The organism is Bradyrhizobium diazoefficiens, assembly GCF_016616885.1.
In the GTDB taxonomy this organism is placed as follows: domain Bacteria; phylum Pseudomonadota; class Alphaproteobacteria; order Rhizobiales; family Xanthobacteraceae; genus Bradyrhizobium; species Bradyrhizobium diazoefficiens_F.
In genome coordinates this window covers 5,266,395-5,281,426 of record NZ_CP067102.1, presented here as the reverse complement: position 1 = coordinate 5,281,426, position 15,032 = coordinate 5,266,395, and the positions used below count along the sequence as shown (strand labels likewise).

At 62.0% G+C, this 15,032-nt stretch carries 10 protein-coding genes; 4 read left to right on the top strand and 6 right to left on the bottom strand.

Annotation, left to right across the window (positions count from 1 at the left end; translation table 11 throughout):
* Window positions 1-144 precede the first annotated feature (144 nt).
* From JJC00_RS24800 to JJC00_RS24785, 4 genes are all read right to left on the bottom strand, one after another.
* Window positions 145-1,350 carry an oxalate decarboxylase family bicupin gene (locus JJC00_RS24800; protein WP_200468517.1) on the bottom strand — a complete coding sequence of 402 codons (1,206 nt, stop codon included), beginning with the start codon at window positions 1,348-1,350 and terminating at the stop codon, window positions 145-147.
* Between the two features lie 13 nt (window positions 1,351-1,363).
* On the bottom strand, window positions 1,364-2,296 hold the full coding sequence (locus JJC00_RS24795; protein WP_200468516.1) for an NADP-dependent oxidoreductase: 933 nt from the start codon (window positions 2,294-2,296) through the stop codon (window positions 1,364-1,366).
* Window positions 2,297-2,673: 377 nt separating this feature from the next.
* Window positions 2,674-4,911 carry a carboxypeptidase-like regulatory domain-containing protein gene (locus tag JJC00_RS24790; RefSeq protein ID WP_200468515.1) on the bottom strand — a complete coding sequence of 746 codons (2,238 nt, stop codon included), beginning with the start codon at window positions 4,909-4,911 and terminating at the stop codon, window positions 2,674-2,676.
* Between the two features lie 8 nt (window positions 4,912-4,919).
* Window positions 4,920-5,318 carry a c-type cytochrome gene (locus tag JJC00_RS24785; RefSeq protein WP_200468514.1) on the bottom strand — a complete coding sequence of 133 codons (399 nt, stop codon included), beginning with the start codon at window positions 5,316-5,318 and terminating at the stop codon, window positions 4,920-4,922.
* Window positions 5,319-5,477: 159 nt separating this feature from the next.
* Between JJC00_RS24785 and JJC00_RS24780 the strand changes: the two genes are divergently transcribed.
* Window positions 5,478-6,164 carry a hemerythrin domain-containing protein gene (locus tag JJC00_RS24780; RefSeq protein ID WP_200468513.1) on the top strand — a complete coding sequence of 229 codons (687 nt, stop codon included), beginning with the start codon at window positions 5,478-5,480 and terminating at the stop codon, window positions 6,162-6,164.
* Window positions 6,165-6,851: 687 nt separating this feature from the next.
* Here JJC00_RS24780 and JJC00_RS24775 read toward each other — a convergent pair.
* Window positions 6,852-7,292, bottom strand: coding sequence for a CBS domain-containing protein (locus tag JJC00_RS24775; protein ID WP_200468512.1), 441 nt, complete (start codon window positions 7,290-7,292; stop codon window positions 6,852-6,854).
* A 1,363-nt stretch (window positions 7,293-8,655) separates the two neighbouring features.
* Here JJC00_RS24775 and JJC00_RS24770 point away from each other — a divergent pair.
* Window positions 8,656-8,808: a hypothetical protein gene (locus tag JJC00_RS24770; RefSeq protein WP_200468511.1), complete on the top strand. Its 153-nt coding sequence runs from the start codon at window positions 8,656-8,658 to the stop codon at window positions 8,806-8,808.
* A gap of 17 nt (window positions 8,809-8,825) precedes the next feature.
* A complete protein-coding gene (locus JJC00_RS24765; protein WP_200468510.1) occupies window positions 8,826-9,776 on the top strand; it encodes a cation diffusion facilitator family transporter in 951 nt (316 codons plus the stop codon).
* 60 nt (window positions 9,777-9,836) lie between these two features.
* On the opposite strand, the gene JJC00_RS24760 is transcribed toward JJC00_RS24765, so the two are convergent.
* Entirely contained in the window at window positions 9,837-11,756 is a 1,920-nt protein-coding gene (locus JJC00_RS24760) for a potassium transporter Kup (RefSeq protein ID WP_200468509.1), read from the bottom strand.
* Window positions 11,757-12,993: 1,237 nt separating this feature from the next.
* Here JJC00_RS24760 and JJC00_RS24755 point away from each other — a divergent pair.
* Entirely contained in the window at window positions 12,994-14,901 is a 1,908-nt protein-coding gene (locus tag JJC00_RS24755; RefSeq protein WP_200468508.1) for an ABC transporter substrate-binding protein, read from the top strand.
* Window positions 14,902-15,032 lie beyond the last annotated feature (131 nt).

The following is a 15,032-nucleotide window of genomic DNA, read 5'->3' as shown; positions in this document are numbered from 1 at the left end:
GCGAACGCTGGACCGGCAAATCGCGCCTTTCGGGTTTCCGCTGATGCCCGGAACGAACTTCCGCGCCCGATGATGGTTCCAAGCGTTAGCGGCAAGGTCGACCCGGCGACAGCTGAAGAGCTGATGGACGTCCGGCGCGAGTGACTACACAACCGGCTGCTTGTCCTTGCGCAGTTTCTCGACCACGGCTCGGTCGATGTTCAGATGCGCCGCAACGAGTTCCGGCGGGGTCAGCGCCATCCATTGCGCGAGCGAGACATCCATGAAGCGCGGCGATTTGAACAGTTCGAGAAAGCGCAGCGGCTCGTCGCCGGTGTTCTCGATGAAATGGCTCATCGACATCGGGACGTAACCGACGTCGCCGGCGCGGTAGTCAAATGTCCGCGCCCGCGCCTCGGCCGCAAATACGGTCATCCGCGCCTGGCCTGCCATGTAATATTGCCATTCGTCGGCGTTCGGATGCCAGTGCAGCTCGCGCATGTGGCCGGGATTGACCTCCACCAGCGCCGCCGCAACGTCCGTCGAGATCTTGAAGTTGCGGGTATCCGCGATGCGGACGTTGCCACCTGGCGATGACGTCGGCGGCTGCTGCGTCAGGTGGAACACCATGTCGAGCGGCACGGCGCCGAGCGCGTCGTGCACCGCGTCTGCCTCGAGAGCCGGTGGCGGCGGCTCGGCCTGAAAGATGAAGCGCTCCTGCTTGGGAAGCTGACCGAGGGCCGTTGTATCGATGGCAAGGTTCTTCGCCAGCGCGCCGGGATCGTTGTGGGCGAACAAATCGGTGATCGCAAACGTGCTGTCCTCGGAGAACTCGCCGTCCGGAAACGCCAGCAGGAATTCGCAACCGTCGTCTGGCAGTCCCTGGATCGAGTGGGGGATGCCGGAAGGGAAGTACCAGAGATCGCCAGGGCCGACGTCGGCGATGAAATTATGGCCGTCATTGTCGACCGCGGTGATGCGGGCCTTGCCGGCCAGCATGAAGGCCCATTCGGCCTGCTTGTGCCAGTGCAGCTCGCGGACGCCGCCCGAGGTCAGGCGCATGTTCACGCCGGCCATCGTGGTCGAGATCGCGAGCTCGCGCTGCGTGACCTCGCGCGACCAGCCGCCTGTGCGGATCTTCATATGCGCGTCTGCAAACGAGAACCGCAGGTTCGGCACCGAGCCATGGTCGGTCGACGGTGGCCGCAAGATGTCCGGGTTCTGCAGCTCCCGCTCCGGGTTGCGAGGCCCGACGATGGTCGCGCCCTTGTCGCCAATCACCGGCTCGTTGCGCGGCTGCGCAGAGGCGGCTGCGGTGGCGCCAAGAGCGGCCGCGGCGGCCAGCAGGGATCGGCGGTTCGGTGTATTCACGAGATACTCCTACTCAGCCGTACGTCAGCACGACCTTGCCGGCCGTGTGGCCGCGCTCCACCATCGCCAGGGCCTCGGCTGCCTGCTCAAGGGGAAACGTGGCCTGAATGTGCGGCGTGAGCTTGCTGCTGTCGGCGAGCTTCCCGATCTCGGCCAGTTCCTCGCCGTCGGGCTCGACGGTGTAGCGCATCGCCGTCACGCCCAGCGATTTTGCGCGATCCTGCGAGGGTGCCGTCAACGTGGAGATCAGGCGACCGCCCTTGTTGAGAAGCGCCCAGGAACGCTCGCGCGTCTCGCCGTCGATCAGGTCGAACACCATGTCGACACTCTTGGCGACTTCTTCGAAGCGCAGGGTCTTGTAGTCGATCACCACGTCAGCCCCGAGCGATCGCGCAAACTCGACATGTTCCGTCGAGACCGTCGTCAGCACGCGAGCGCCCTTTGCCTTGGCGAACTGAATCGCGAAATGACCGACGCCGCCAGATCCGCCGTGGATCAGGACGGTCTCTCCGGCCTTGAGCTGGCCGTGTCGGAACAATCCCTGATGCGCCGTCTGTCCTGCCAGCGGAATGGCGGCAGCATGAACGTGATCGAGCCGGGCAGGCTTGTGCGCGGCCGCGCGCTCGTCGAGGACCACCTGCTGGGCGTAGCCGCCGAACACAGGAACCATGCCGAAGACCTCGTCGCCGACACGAAAGCGCGTCGCCTGCGCGCCGCATGTCGTGACGATTCCGCAGACGTCCCGGCCGGGCGTATAGGGCAACCGGTCTTCCCGCACAGAAGGATATTTGCCCGACCTGATCTTGAAATCGACGGGATTGACGCTTGCGGCCCGGACAGAGACCAGGATCTGGCCCGCGTCGGGACCTGATTGTTCGAGCCGGTCGACGCGTAGCATGTCATTGCCGCCGAACTGGTGAAATCGGATCTTGATGAGCTTTGCCATATCAGCTGACGCATCAGCACGAAACGAGTTCCTATCAAAGGGACAGCCCGCGGTCCGGCCTCGCGATCAATTGAATGGTCTCCAAGCATGTTTCGCGTGGCCGAGACGACCGCGGCGAAACCGCGAGGGAAGATCTTGAGGATCTGTGGAAGGTGATGATCCAGAAGTCCGGTCTTAACCTTTGGGACACGATGACCGACGGCGGCATACGTTCATCGAGCACGTAGACCCCCGCCTCCTACCGGTTTTTCGCAAAGGGCCGATTAGGCTCACATCTAGAGCCTTTTCCGTTCCGATGGAATCGGAACGGGGCTCTAGATTCTTGTTTTGACGCGTTTTCTTTACGCGAACCGGTATCCACTTCGCTCGAAAACGCTCTAGTGCGCGAGCGGATTTTGACGAAGCTGGAATTGCACCACCAGCGGGCTCGACCGCGCATCATCGGTTGCTCCCGGCGCTCCCGGATGGGGCGCGTCGATGCCTTCGATGTGAACGGGCGCGCGATTGCCTGAGGTTACCCAGAGCGCGCGGCCCTTCCATCCCGCGGTTGGATCGTCGATCCGCCCATCGATCTGCTTGGCGAAGAAGCCCATGGGATAGGGCACTCGCAGCTCGACGATACGGCCATCCACCAGCGCGTGCAGGGAATCGGACTGATTGCCGGTAGCGATCGGTATGTTCGCCCCCAGCCCGAGGATATTGTGCTGATCGACCCAGGCGTAATACGGGTTCTCGGCCGCGCCGGTGTCGCCCTGCAGCGGCGGGCCCGGCAGCGGGTAGAAGCTCCAGCCTTCGGGACATTTGTCGCCCGTTTCGGCTCCGGGGCCGTTGAGGGGACCCTTGCATCTGCGTCGGTCGAAGCTGCCGATATGCCCGCTGTCGAGCGGCACCCAGACGACGCCATTGCGATCAACGTCCATGCCGCGAATACCGTAGCCGGGCAACGGCACCTTGTAGACCTCGGCGAGCGCCGTATCGGGTGGATTCGTCCCGGGATCGATGCGAACGATGTAGCCGGGATGCGGCAGGCTCGAGCCCCAGATCGAGCCGTCGAGCGGGCTTGCGGAAATGCCATAAAGGCCGAACGAAATGCGGGTATCCTTGCCGGGATCGGCCCGCTGGCCAGGCTCGTTGTAATCTTCATCGCGCCTGCCATTGCCGTTGGTGTCGACCACGAGCGCGCTCCAGCCCTGCGCCGCCGCCGCATCGCGCGTTTCCCAGAACTTCCTGGTATTCAACCAACCGACAACGGCGTTCTTGCCTTGCGTGTTGTTGCTGAACCAGAGCGTGTTCGCATCGTCCTCGGCAAAGTTCAGATGCTGGGTGCCGAAGCAGGTATCGATGAACGTAAACTTCTCGCTGCGCGGATCGTAGACCGTCACTTGACGCGAGTTCTGATTGAAACCCTCTGGCTTCGTCGTCAGCGGATAAAGCTGCGCCGAACGGAGCGGCGAGTCTTTGCCGCAATAGGCGGGGACCTCCGTCGGCGGGCGAAGCTGGGCAGTGAAATAGATGCGGCCCTCCTGGTCCATCGCCGGCGAATGAGCATTGACTTGGCTGTCCCACACCTGCTCGCGACCGAAATAAGGTGAGGACGCGAACACCGGATTCGCCAGCGCCGAGCTCGGCGTGTCCTCCGGCTCGCGGACCGGCACGGAGACGACTTTCTTTGCGTTGTGGATCGGATCGAGCACCGGCATCGTGTTGCTGGAGAGCTCGGTCGCGCCATAGAGCGGGCCGTTCGCATTCACCGTCGGCTGACGCTTGTCAGTCGCCGCGAGGTCGTGCAGGTAGTGCTTCGGATCAAGCCAGTCACGCACCGTGAGGACAAGATTGCGCTCGATGCCTGTCGGCCGCGGCGGCGCGGACTTCGGGAGCTCGCCCGCCTTGACGCGGTCGGTCCAATCCGCGAGCGCGGCGAGATGGCCGCCGTCGGCAGCCAACAGGCGTCCCATGGTGCGAACCATGGTGGTGCCGCCAGGGCCCGATTGCAGGCGGCGCGCCCACGCGGCGATGCTGGACTGGAAATGCTCGAACGCCGGCGGCATTGTGCGCGTGGCATAATTGCCGATCTGATGACAATTGCCGCAGCCATTGGTCTTGATGACGTCGAGCCATTGATCGCGGGTCTTGAATTCGCGCGGCATGCCATTGCCATTGGGGCCGGTGCCGGGAAACTTGTCCGGTCCGGGAGTCCTGAGCAGCGAGAACCAGTAGATGGCAGGATAGTATTGCGCCGCCGCAGCACGGTCCGGCGCGACCGCCGCCTCCAGGTTCAACCGCTGCCCTCTCTCACCGTCGACTTTCGGTGAATCGACAAGACCATAGCCGCGGACCCAGACCTGATAGCGCGCCGCAGGAAGATCGGGGATTATGAAACGGCCAAGATCGTCCGTCACGACGATCTTGACGAAGCGCGTCCCGAGATCCCGGGTCTCGGCGATCACCCACACGCCGGCTTCCGGTCCGTTCGCACTTGTGACCGCACCGCCGATGTCATGCGCGTCGATCTCGACGGGAGCCGGTTGGGCGGTCTCCTGGGCCGACACGGATGCCGGCCGCACGGACAATTGAACGAAAGCGACGGCTGCGAGCAACCCTATCGGCAGTCTCATGGGCGCCTCTATTTCTGGGCCGCCAAATAGGCGATGAGATCGTCAAGCTCGGAATCCGGAACGCCCTGGAACATGGACATCTTGTTGCCCGGAATCGTGAGAGCAGGGGCAATCACGAAAGACGCGATGGCGTCGGGGCTCCAGGTCCAGATCGCCATGGTGATGAATTCCGGCGAGTACTCGTATCCCGGCACGGTGGCGGCCTTGCGCTCGGCAATGCCGAACAGATTGGGTCCGAAGCGATTTGGCTCGCCTTTGGCGATGGTGTGGCACAACGCGCATTCCCGCTCGAAAACCGCTGCCCCCGCCGCGGGATCGCCGGCGGCGAAGGCAAGTCCTGCGCCAAACGTCATTGCTGCCGCCAGCGAGGCCAGAACTCGCGTGAACGCGAGCAGCGACTGGCGCATGGGCGTCACTCCTTCTTTGATAGCGGCGACAACACTTCCCGGCAGGGTCGGTTCCTGACTCCCCGCGTCAGGAACCGCGCTGCACCCGGCCTGTTGGACTGCAACCGCCCGGCACGCGCCGTAGACGACGCGCTGGTGCCTTCAGCAAGGAGTTTGGCGATGAACCCCATTTTCGACCGTCGACATCTCGTTCATGCGACTTCGGGATTATTGATCGCGAGCGCCGCCGGTCCGAGCCGCGCGCACGCGGCGGAGACCGATCCGGCCACGGAGGTGACGCCATCCGAAGACCTGATGCGCGAGCACGGAGTGCTCAACCGCGTCCTGCTGGTCTACGAAGCGGGCTTGCAAAAGTTTGCACGCGGCGAGGATTTCGATGTGGCTATCCTGGCGCGCGCCGCTGGCATCGTTCACGAATTCATCGAAGACTATCACGAGCGTACCGAGGAACAGCAGCTATTTCCCCGTTTTCGCAAAGCCGGGCAGATGGTCGAACTCGTCAATGTACTCTACCAGCAGCATCAGGCTGGCCGCCGTCTCACTGATACAATTCTAGGCCTGGTGCCGCCAAGCCAGGTGCCGGGTGAAAGCCGGAGTCGCCTGATCGCGTGCATTCAAAGCTTCGTGTCTATGTACAGGCCGCACGAGGCGCGCGAGGACACGGAGCTCTTTCCAAAGCTGCGCGGCATCGTCTCCGCGCACGAGTTCGACGCCATGGCAGAGGACTTCGAGCGCGACGAACGGCGCAAATTCGGAGAGGACGGATTCGAGAGGTATGTGGCGAGAGTGACGGCGATCGAGCAGACATTCGGGATCCACGATCTTGCCCGGTTCACGCCGGCCTGAGCAGGTCGGGAGCGGGCTCACAGGGTTGCTCTGCTGAAAGCCCACTTCGAATGCGTGATCCAAGGCCGCGCTGTCTCGGTTCAGGGGCAGCGAGGCCTGAGACGTTCAAGGATGTTCGGGTTGGCCCGCATTACCAACGGCCAATATCGACTCCGAAGCCGAAACGCGGGCCGCCGTAGTATCTCGGACCCGCATAGACGCCAAAACCTGGGCCGCGCGGGCCATAGTAATCGTCATAGTAATCACGCTCGATGTAGCGTGGGCCTCGGGTCCGATAGCAATTGCCGTAGTCGTCGCAAACCAGTCTCGCCTGCTGCACCCGGGTTGTTCCCTCCGTTATCTCGGACGAATGAACCAGAGGGGCAGCAAAGCTGCTTGTTCCCGTTGCGCACGCAACTGCCAGCACTGCTGGGCCATAGAACTCGGTTCATGTTGCCTCCTTTCGCTACGTGCGCGCGGACAACCCTCCAGCTCCTCATGGGTTTCCGACTTTCTCGCCCGCAACAGAAGACCCCGCCACCACGTGATGTGAATGACGGGGCTCGGGCTTTCGCTCTTCAAGGATTGCGCCTTTGAAAAGCTACTTGCTCTGTGTCGATAACATTGGTCCTGGGCAGTCGTTCCCCGAAAATTTTCAAGATGTCAGCCCGCGGAACCCGCTGCTGATCCTAAGCTCGACCCATCGCCTTAGCCGATGACCGAGCCCGCATGTTGTCCGCCTGGCTGCGAGATTCCACACAGGGCGGTTGTTGCGCCGTCGCCTGCCTTGGAAACCGCAATATCGCCAAGCGCAATGATGCCGACCAACCGCTTGTCTCGATTGAGCACGGGCAACCGCCGCACCTGAATATCGGCCATGTTGCGGGTAATCTCATCGAGGTCCTGGTCTTCGAAGCAGTATTTGACATCGGTGGTCATGACATCGCGCACCAGCGCATCCGGACCTCGGCCCATCGCGACACCGCGCGTAGCAATATCGCGGTCGGATATCATTCCCACCAAACGGTCGTTGTCTGCCACGGGCAGGAGTCCAACATTGAGCGCCGTCATCGCCTCGGCCGCATCCCTGATGCTGTCTTGCGGAGTGCAGAGCTGAACGCTGGGAGTCATTGCATCGCAAACTCTCATTGAAGCCATCCTTTCACTGATTGGCCGCCAACCAAAATCGAAAGCAGAGGTTCCTTTTATGGCTCGAAATCACGATGTCGGGACTTCGGGCAATCGGCTGCAAGACCCAACACACGCTATTGCCCGCCCGGAAGGTCGAGGTGGTTCATGGCGGTACCAGCCGAGCCTGGTGCTGCAATCGCCGCGTGGTCCCCGATGTTCCCATTCGATCTGGAATCGAACGTCTCGGCGACAGGAACGTCGCTGCCAATGCAGCATTTCGTCCGGGGCAGTATTCAAAGGAGAAGGCACATGACCCCATTCAGCAGTCTTCGAGCAGCGGCTGTTTGCTGCGGACTATTGATAGGTTCCACAATGAGCGCATCGGCGGCGGTGGTGTGCACCGGCGACGTTTGTTGGCACACTCACGAGCGATACGCTTATCCACCTGGTGCTGGCGTGATTATTCACGAGGACTCCTGGAGGGCTGGTCCGGATATCACGTTCCGCGAGCACGAGGGGCGAGGCTACTGGCGCGGTGATGATTGGGTGGAGTGGTAGTCCGCTCGGGACCGTCCGGGCTCAAGCCGGGCCGGTCCTGACTTGCTGCGCGGGATATGCATACCCGGTGCGATACCGCGCCCGGCGGTGTCGGAGTCTACCTCCTTGGCAGTTTTGGTTCAATTTTGGGCTACAAGACCTTGCGTTGCCTGACGGGCAAAACACGCTAGCCGTGGGACAATGTGCGCGGCAAAAATATTCCACTTTACCGAAATTCGGAAATGGCGTATGTTTTGCGCACTCCGGCCCAAGGAAGAGGGGCGTATCGCGGTCGTCACGAACGCGGGCCGGATGGCGGTGGACGTGGATTACATCGGCGCGAAGGGATTTGCAGGGCGGGCAACCGGGAGCAAAGACGTCGCGCGCACGACCGGTGTGATCGGCGTACGGCGAAATCGTGTGGTCCTGACGCCCGGGGTCTGTGCGTCAAGGCTCGTGGTGATGCGTGTGGCTCAACCGGGCCCTCGTATCAGTCATCTGCGAGACGACGGGGGCAATAGTGCATCGCTCCCCGGGGAGAGCACGACATAAGCCGTCAAACCACTGCGCAGGGAAGGCCGGATGTTTTGGCTTCACCTGTATGCCGCTGTGCAGATTCTTGTAGCGCAACCGTCGCACAGTGGACCGCGGGTGCCAGCCGGCGCCCGGTCTTCCCTGCGCCCTTTCGGATGAGGGTGAGGCATTGAGGTAAAGCTCGGGCGTGCTGCGCCGCGAGAACGCGAATTCGTGTCCTGATCGCGGGATGGATCGGCCGAGATCGCGCCGAGGAACCGCGTCTGGCCTCTCGGGTTGGCCCGATCATACCAATCTCACGAGGAGCAGCATGACGGAACCGGACGTTCGCAAAGGGATGACGCCCGGCAAGCTGTGGCGCGAGGCATTCGAGCGGCGCTACAGAAGCGAGCTCATCGATCCCGCCTTTGAGATCGCCGAACCGCTCGACGTCCGACCGGTGCGGATGGGCTCGGCGATGTGAACAGAGATTTCGGCGAAATGGCCGCAGAAGGATCGTCGAAGACAGTCGTCTATGCTGCGCTCGTCGGCAACAGCTTGGTTGCAGCCACCAAGATCGCAGCCGCCGCCTGGACCGGAAGCTCCGCGATGATGAGCGAGGCCGTGCACTCGGTGGTCGATATCACCAATGAGGTGCTGCTGCTCTATGGCTACCATCGCGCGAGCCGTCCGCCCGACGAATCCCATCCGCTCGGCTACGGGCGCGAGCTCTATTTCTGGAGCTTCATCGTCGCGCTTCTGATCTTCGCGCTCGGCGCCGGCGTCTCGCTCTATCAGGGCGTCCTGCATGTGACTGCACCCGAGCCGATTCAGGATCCCGTCATCAGCGTCGTGCTCGGCCTGGCGTTCGTGTTCGAGGGCGTCTCGTGGCTGTTTGCGCTGCGCCACTTCCGGTCGGAGCACGCCCGGCTTGGCTGGTATGAGGCCTTCGTGCGCAGCAAGGACCCTCCGGCCTTCATGGTGCTGCTGGAAGACAGCGCCGCGCTGGTCGGTATCGTGATCGCAGCTGCAACGACCACGGCGGCGGTGTTGCTGACGCAGCCGGTCTGGGATGGCGTCGGCTCGATCCTGATCGGCGTTCTGCTCGGGGTCGCGTCCATCGGACTCGCAAGAGAGAGCATGAGTCTCTTGATCGGTGAGCCCGCTCATGCGGAACTGTCGCGCTCCATCCGCGACATCGCGCGTCACTCGCCCGGCGTGCTTCGGGCCAACGGGCTCCTGACCGCGCAACTATCGCCGGCCGAGGTCGTCGCAGCGCTGAGCGTCGAGTTCGCGGACGACAAGCGCGCTGACGACATCGAACAGTGCGTCATCTCGATCGAAAATGAGATCCGCAAGCAACATCCGAGTGTCGCAGCCTTGTTCATTAAGCCCCAGACCAACGCGCGCTACCACGCCGTTCGTGCGCGGCGCTGGGGTGCTAGATCCTAGAATGCTTTCAGAGGGAGGAGATGAAGAGAACGCAACCAGATCTTGGCTCGGCTTGGCGCGTCACAATTCCATTCTGCGGCCGAGCTCGACCAGCGCATTGGTCGGCATCCGGAAGCGATCGACTGGGTGCGCGGAATTGCGAACCATGAAACCGAAGAGGGCCGTTCGCCAGCGCGACAGCAGGGAATTGCCGGGTCGATTGATCGGATCGTAGCGCTCGACGTAGTAGGTGGGCCGCTCCCAGGCGGGCAGCCCGCCGTGTTTCGCCTGTGCGATGACCGAGGGGAGATCGGGAATCTCGACGAAGCCGAAATGGACCGTCATGTGCCACACGCCTTCGCCGAGCTTGTCGCATCTGATCCGATCCTGCGCCTTGATGCGCGGCACGGGCTCGAAGCTGACGGTCAGGGCGATCACGGTCTGATGCAGCGATTGGGTCTGCCTCACGTAGTTGACGATCATCGGCGGCATGCCGGTTCCAAGGCGGGTCAAGAACACGCCAGTGCCGGAGACGCGCGCGACGTTCTCCTTCGCGAGCCTCGTGAGGAAGTCGTCGATCAGCTCAGACTGCGCAGCGTTTCGCCGATGCAGCTCGGCGATGCCATTGTGCCAGATGATCATGATCGTGAACACCAGCGCGCCGAAGCCAAGGGGGATCCATCCGCCGTCCAGGATCTTCAGCAGGTTGGCTCCGAAGAATGCCAGATCGACGATCGTAAGGCTCCCCGCAGCAGCGATCGATCGCCAAAGGCTCCAATGCCACCGCGTTCTCATGACCTCGAACAAGAGCACAGTGGTGAGCACCATGGTTGTCGACACGGCGGTTCCGTAAGCGCCGGCGAGCCGGTCCGAGTTGCGGAAGCCGATCGTGAGAGCGACGGTCAGGATCATCATGGTCCAGTTGACGAAGGGCGCATATATCTGTCCGTATTGATCGGCCGAGGTCTGGAAGATCTGAACGCCCGGAAACCAGCCGAGCTGCATGGCTTGCCTGGTCATCGAGAAGGAACCGGTGATGATGGCCTGGCTCGCAATGACGGTTGCCAGGGTTGCCAGGGCAACAAGAGGGTAGACTGCCCAGGCCGGCGAGAGCAGGAAAAACGGATTGCCGTCGTCCTTCGGTGCATCGACGAGATGGCCGACCTGGCCGGCGTAGTTCAGGACCAGGGCCGGAAGCACGATGCCGTACCAGGTCATCCTGATGGGGGCGCGGCCGATGTGGCCCATATCGGCGTAGAGCGCTTCACCGCCGGTCAGCGCGAGAAACACGCCGCCAAGTAGCGTGAAGCCGACAAGACCGTGCCCGAACAGCAGCTTGATGCCATAGCGCGGATCAAGCGAGGTCAAAACGCTGACATGATGGGCAACCCCAACAAGCCCGAGCAAACCCATCGTGATGAACCAGAGAAGCATGACCGGCCCGAAGGCGCGACCGACGGTTGCCGTGCCGCGGCTCTGGAGGGCGAACAGTCCGACGAGGATCGCGACGGCGATCGGCATCGTGTACGGCTTGAAGACCGACGTCGCAACGTTCAGGCCCTCGACGGCGCTCAGGACCGAAATCGCCGGCGTGATGATGCCGTCGCCGTAGATGAGCGCAGCGCCAAAGAGCCCGGCAACGACTAGCCAGCGCCCTCGGCGCGAGCCGCGCGTCCCCGTGATCGCCATCAGCGCAAGGATCCCGCCTTCGCCGTGATTGTCGGCGCGCATGACGAAGATGCCATACTTGACCGAGATAGTGATGATCAAGGCCCAGACGATCAGCGACAACGAGCCGAGCGCGGCTTCAGTAGAGAAGCCCTGGCCCATGATCTGCTTGATCGTTTGCAGCGTATAGAGAGGGCTCGTCCCCAGGTCGCCATAGACAATTCCGAGTGCGAGCAGGATCGTGGAGGGGCCGGGAGATTGCCCGACACGCGTCTGCGGCGAGCCGGTGAAGCTGGCCTCGTCGGGCCGTGCCGAGGTCGAGGGATCAGACATCGGAGCCACTGGCATCAAGCCGAACGAGATCGAGAACCATGCTCGATTAACGCGCCGCATCGCGTTCTTTCCGATCGGGCAACTGTTTCAGCTTTTAATTCGGGCCATATGGCTCTAGAACGGACGGCCGGCGCCGAGCGCGATCACGCGTTTTTCCAGTGCGGAGCGGGATCGGTTTCGGCACGAATATATGGGTTGAATGAAGGACTTGAGCCTAAAATTTTCTTGCGCCCCCATGATGGATTGGAGCGAGAACTCAAGATTTTCAATTGGTTAGAGGGCGGCGTGTGCATGACGTGTGCACTGGGAGATCAGCTGGGCGCACGTCCTCGAAGCTCGCCGTATCCGGCGATCGCCCGAGGAACGCCGCGAAGTTCTTGACCCTTTGCACTTAGTCATGTTGGGTCTTGGGCGCGAACTTGCGGATCGCCATGTCTTCGATCGTGCGCCGGCTATCCTCTTGGCGGTGCCGCCAGCCGCAGCGTCCGACCGCGCGAGCGGTTTAGTCCTCTGGCTCATAGCGGACCGCAGTTGATCCGCGCGGATCTCCCGCCGTTCAAAATGAAGCGGATTAGCCTGCCGGACCGACGCTACGGAATAGGAGACGGACTAGCGCTTTCGTTTTGCCGGAAGCCCGATCGTAGGGCGATGCGCTGATCACGCGTGGGGCGCCATCAGCATACGAGGGCTGAGTTTGACCTCGGATCAGCATCTCCAGTGTCAAAAGGAATTTTTCGGCCGAAATGATGCTCCGAAATATGCGAGATGAGGTCAATCCTGCCTGTATTCTGTTGCAGTTGTTTTTCGGTGGCTGGGCGTAGCTTCGCGCCTAGTTCAAAGCCGTCCTCCATAACTCGCGATATCTTGCGCATCCCAAAGCCGACTGAAGGTAGCTTTGCCCCACACTCAGGTGGCAATGTCCGTGTCGGACTCGAGGACTCTCTTGGCCGGCCGGGGCCGGCCGTGGCCACGACGAAGGGGCGTTAGCGCTACCGCAATGTGAACCGGAGGGCTGCAAGGAAGAGATCGTTCCTACGACCGGCTTGCTATGCGCTCTGTTCCTGGCTGCCTTCATAGTCGACTGCAGGCTCTGGCGCAGAGTGGCTATCCTCCCAGCCCAGACGTGTGCGCGAAACAGGGAACCTATCCTTCGGTCTGGACCAAGATTTCTATTGTTTTCGTTTTTGACGCCTCTAGCATTCGTCGCACAAACGTCGAGCCAACGGCACCCCGGAGGATGATGATGCGCTGCTTTCGTGCATTTCTGCTGGTTGCGTGGGCTTTCGCGGCGCTGCCGTTCCTGTTAGCGAATTCAGGCTCTGCGCAGGGCACTTCAAAAAACATTCCCCGGAAGGAACTACTGATCCTCGAAAACCCGGAAGGGACCGTCAAGAACGCCGGATGGTTCAACATCTGGGCCATCAACGCCGGATCGCAGTCGAACGGGCTGCAGCAGGTCGCCCTCGATACGCTCTGGTACATAGATCCCGAACGCGGTCTCGACGGTGTCTGGGACAACTCGCTGGCTGCCGACAAGCCGCAATACAATGCCGATTTCACCGAGATGACGGTGAAGCTGCGCAAGGGCATCTTCTGGAGCGACGGCGTCGAGTTCACCGCCGATGATGTCGTCTCGACGGTGACGACGCAGATCAAGCATCCGGGGATGCGCTTCAGCGCGGTGTTGGCGAGCAACGTGGCGTCGGTCGAGGCGCCGGATGCCTATACGGTGGTTTTCAAGCTCAAGAAGCCAAATTCACGCTTCCACGCAAATTTCACGGTGCGCTGGGGGGCGGTGTGGATCCTGCCCAAGCATGTTTTCGACAAGGTGGAAGATCCGGCCAAGTTCGATTTCAACAAGCCGGTTTCGCTCGGCGCCTACGTGCTGAACAGCTACGATCCCGACGGCAAATGGTACATCTGGCAACTGCGCGACGACTGGCAGCGCACCACGCTCGGGCGGTACGGCAAGCCTGGGCCGAAATATCTCGCCTACATCGATCCGGGCCCGCCGGACAAGCGGGTCATTGCGCAGCTCAACCACGAGCTCGATGTGATCCATGACATCGCGCCCGAGGGCATGTTCGCTCTCGCCAAGCAAAGCAAGGTGACGCGGGCATGGTTCAAGGGTTTTCCCTATGGCCATCCCGATCCGACGCTCCCGGCGGTGATCTTCAACACCCAGAACGAGCTGTTCAAGAACCCCGACGTGCGATGGGCATTGGCGCTCCTGATCGACATCAAGGCGGTGTCGATGGCGGCCTATCGCGGCGCCGCCACCATATCGGCCATCGGCGTGCCGCCGACGGGCGCCCATCCGGCCACGTATCATCAGCCGATGGAAGAATGGCTCAAGGGTTTTGAGATCGACACCGGCAAGCGCAAGATCAAACCGTATGATCCCACGATCGGCAGGCAGATCGCTGAGATGCTGCGGCCTTCGATGGGCGAGCAGATCCCGTCCGATCCCGCAGAGATCGCCCGTGCCTTCGGCATGGGCTGGTGGAAGGTCGATCCGCAGGCCGCGCAGGAGCTGTTGGAGAAAGCCGGCTTCACCAAGCGCGGCGGCGCCTGGACCACGCCGGATGGCAAGCCCTTTACCGTCCGCGTCATGGTCGAAGGCGACCTGCGCCCGGTGATGACCCGCGCCGGCACCATGATCGTGCAGCTATGGAAACAAGCCGGCATCGATGCACGGATCGACGTGGCGCAGGGGATGCTGCCGACGCGGCGGGCGGCCGGCGACTTCGACACGTTCATCGGCTGGAGTGTCGAGACCTGGGGCGGCCACCCGGACCTGTCCTACTTCCTCGACAGCTGGCATTCACAATTCGTCGCGGAGCCGGGCAAATCCCAGCCGCTGCGCAACTGGCAGCGTTGGTCGAATCCCGCGCTGGACAAGATCATCGAGAGCATCCGGATGGTGGGCTTTGACGATCCGAAATCGATCGAGCTTGGCAAGGACTACATCAAGCTCGCGGTGAAGGAGATGCCGACCATCCCGCTGATGGCGTACAACGTCTTCACCGCGATGGACCAGACCTACTGGACGGGATTTCCGACGTCGGAAAATCCCTACACCAATCCGGTGCCGAACTGGGGCAATTCGCGCTATATGCTGGTCAAGCTCAAGCCGGCCGGCTAGGCATGATCCGGAAAAGTGTGAAGCGGTTTTCCGAAAAGATCATGCTCAAACAAGGAGCAAAAGCGCGATGACGATTCAACCCAATCTCATCGCGCTTTAGGACGTGATGAGGACGCGGCGATGGCATCTCT